3 protein-coding genes are annotated in these 3,315 nt (G+C 32.2%); all 3 read left to right on the forward strand.

The window, feature by feature from the left end:
* Positions 1-1,578: glycoside hydrolase family 31 protein (locus tag ACTG3S_RS14115; RefSeq protein ID WP_439129973.1), on the forward strand; the 1,578-nt coding region annotated here is incomplete at its 5' end.
* Positions 1,579-1,615: 37 nt separating this feature from the next.
* Positions 1,616-2,371: a phytanoyl-CoA dioxygenase family protein gene (locus tag ACTG3S_RS14120; protein ID WP_439129974.1), complete on the forward strand. Its 756-nt coding sequence runs from the start codon at positions 1,616-1,618 to the stop codon at positions 2,369-2,371.
* A 29-nt stretch (positions 2,372-2,400) separates the two neighbouring features.
* Positions 2,401-3,315 (forward strand): sodium:solute symporter family transporter (locus ACTG3S_RS14125; protein ID WP_439129975.1); only part of this gene is annotated, 915 nt, incomplete at its 3' end.

A 3,315-nucleotide genomic window follows, 5' to 3' on the forward strand; every position in this document is an offset into this window, starting at 1 on the left:
CAAGGAGTAAACAATAAAAGAACATATAAAAATATCCCTTTCTACTTGTCTAGTGAAATGTATGGAATGTTTTTACATACATCATCTTATTGTAAATTTTCTATGGCAGATTTTTCTACAAGATCTGTGCAATTACTAGTAGAAGAGCCAGTGTTAGATATTTTTTTGATAGGAGAAGATACTCCAGAAAAAATAATTTATCAATATAAAAAAATTACAGGTTTTCCTGTTGTACCACCTATTTGGAGTTTTGGAGTTTGGATGAGTAAAATGACTTATTTCTCTGAAGATGAGGTAAATGAAATATGTGACCGATTAAGAAAAGAAGATTTTCCTTGCGATGTAATTCATTTAGATACGGGTTGGTTTAAAACGGATTGGTTATGCGAGTGGAAATTTAATTCAGAAAGGTTTCCAAATCCAGAAAGGTTTGTATCCAACTTAAAAAACAAAGGATATAGAGTAAGTCTTTGGCAAATGCCATACATCTCTGAAAAAGCAGAGCAGTATGAAGAAGCTAAAAATGAAAATTATATAGGAGCATTAAATGGCCATTCTATAAAGGGTGGTTCAAATTTTAGTACATTAGATTATGCAGGCACTATAGATTTTACAAATCCCAATGCTGTAGAATGGTATAAAAATTTATTGCGAAAATTGCTAGAAATGGGAGTTGCTTGTATAAAAACCGATTTTGGAGAAGAAATTCATTTAGATGCAGATTACCAAAATATGGCTCCAGAATTTCTAAATAATTTATATGCGTTATTGTATCAAAAAGCAGCATTTGAAGTTACTGAAGAAGTAACAGAAGAAGGTGTTATTTGGGCCAGAGCAGGTTGGGCAGGTTGCCAGCGTTATCCCATTCATTGGGGTGGTGATGCAGCTGCTTCTTGGGATGGAATGGCGGGTTCCTTAAAAGGTGGCCTACATTTAGGATTATCTGGTTTTGGTTTTTGGAGTCATGATGTACCTGGTTTTCATGGTGTACCTAATTTTATGAACTCTATAATTCCTGATGATTTGTATGTAAGATGGACGCAATTTGGTGTTTTTACTTCTCATATTCGTTATCATGGAACCTCAAAAAGAGAACCTTATTATTACCCAAAAATAGAAACTACCATTAGAAAATGGTGGAAATTACGTTATGCATTATTACCATATATTATTGCTCAAGGAGAAAAAACTACATCTACAGGTTTTCCTGTTTTAAGAGCTTTATTAATGCATCATCAAGATGATAAAATGTGTTGGCATTTAGATGACCAATATTATTTTGGAGATGATTTTTTAGTGGCTCCAATGATGAATTCAGAAAACAAAAGAGACGTATATTTACCTGAAGGAAATTGGATTAATTTTTTTACTGGTGAGTATTTTAAAGGGCAACAATGGTTAAATTCTTTTGAAGCACCAATGCAAGATATGCCAGTGTGGATAAAACAAAATACAGTACTTCCTTTGTATCCAGAAGCCGTAAATTGTACAGATGAAATGGATATGAAAAAAACAATGCATATAAAAATTGATAAAAGCTTTCAAGGAATTTGGAAGCATTTAGATTTTATAGAGTAGGCAATAAAAATAGCAAATAACATTAAAAATTATAATAATGAGTACAGTAATATCTAACGAGCAGTTGCATCAGTTTAAAGAAGACGGTTTTTGCATTCTAAAAAATGTAATTTCAAAAGAACTTATAGAAAGATTAAGAGGAGAATGCCAACGTTTTATTAAAGAAAAAGATGATGAAATGGATAGAAAAGGTGTGGAGGTAGATGAAATCAATCATAAAGGAAAACGTTACTTTATAGCTTTACGTTATAAAGATAGTGAAACCATGCAAGACCTGATTTTTGGGAAAGAAATGGAACAAATTACCAGAAAAATATTAGGTGATGAGGTTTTTTTGTTTTTAGAACAATATGTGGTAAAAGCAGCAGACAAAGGGATGACTTTTTCATGGCATCAAGATTCTGGATATTTAGATTTTGACCACAAACCATATTTGTCAATTTGGTGTCCTTTAGACGATGTAACAGAAGAAAATGGTACAGTTTATTTACTACCATACAAAGATGCTGGTGTAAAAGATAGAATAGATCATGTGTTACAAGAAGGTACAAATGATAAAATTGGATATTTTGGAGATAACCCAGGAGTTCCTGCCATATTAAATGCAGGTGATGTTGCTTTATTTTCAAGCACATGCTTCCATAGAAGTGGTTCTAACAAAACTGATAAGTCAAGACGCGTATTATTAATTCAATATTCAGCAGAACCTATTTTAAAAAGTACTGGAGAACCATTATATTGGGCAGAACCATTTATAAAAGAAGGTAAAAATATTAACGCACAAACTGTTTAAAAATAGCTTTAAAAACAATCGACTAAATAATGAATATATACGACCAATTAGATGTCCTAGATTTTGCAGTTGTAGGGATTTATCTTTTAGTATTAATAGCAATAGGTGCTTGGATAAGTATTAGAAATAAAAGACCCGCAGATGAAAATTACTTTTTAGCGGGTAATTCTTTAAACTGGACAAGTATCGGTTTTAATATGTGGGGTACAAATGTAGGCCCATCTATGTTAATTGCTTCTGCAAGTATAGGTTACACAACAGGAATTGTTGCAGGTAATTTTTCTTGGTATGCATTTATATTTATCTTTCTTTTAGCGGTTGTTTTTGCACCAAGATATTTAGGAGCCAGAGTGCAAACATTACCCGAATTTATGGGGAAACGCTTTGGTAATTCCACTCAAAATATTTTGGCTTGGTATACTATTGTTACTGTTTTATTAAGCTGGTTATCTTTAACTTTATTTGCTGGCGGAATATTAATTCAGCAAATTTTAAACTTACCAATGTGGTTGTCTGTAGTAATATTGTTACTTATTGCAGGTTTTTTTACCATGGCTGGTGGTCTTAAAACAATTGCATATACCAACGTAATACAAATGGTTTTACTAATTATTGTATCATTTGCACTAATGTGGGTAGGTTTAGATAAAGTAGGTGGAGTAAGCGGAATTATAGAAAAAACACCATCAAACTATTGGAATCTTTTCATGCCTTCTGATGATGCAAATTATCCATGGATAGCAATTTTATTAGGTTATCCAATTATGGGAGTTTGGTTTTGGTGTACAGACCAATCTATGGTACAGTCTGTTCTAGGGGCTAAAAATATAAAACAAGGTCAGTTAGGCGCAAATTTTACAGGTTGGTTAAAAATCATTGATGTTCCTCTGTTTATTTTACCAGGAATTATGTGTTTTATTTTATTTCCAGATTTAAGCAATCCT

This window comes from Polaribacter sp. (assembly GCF_965656025.1).
Lineage (GTDB): Bacteria > Bacteroidota > Bacteroidia > Flavobacteriales > Flavobacteriaceae > Polaribacter.

Bases quoted from the DNA above. Each gene is read 5' to 3' on its own strand.
- ACTG3S_RS14120 (WP_439129974.1), top strand. From the start codon at position 1,616: ATGAGTACAGTAATATCTAACGAGCAGTTGCATCAGTTTAAAGAAGAC.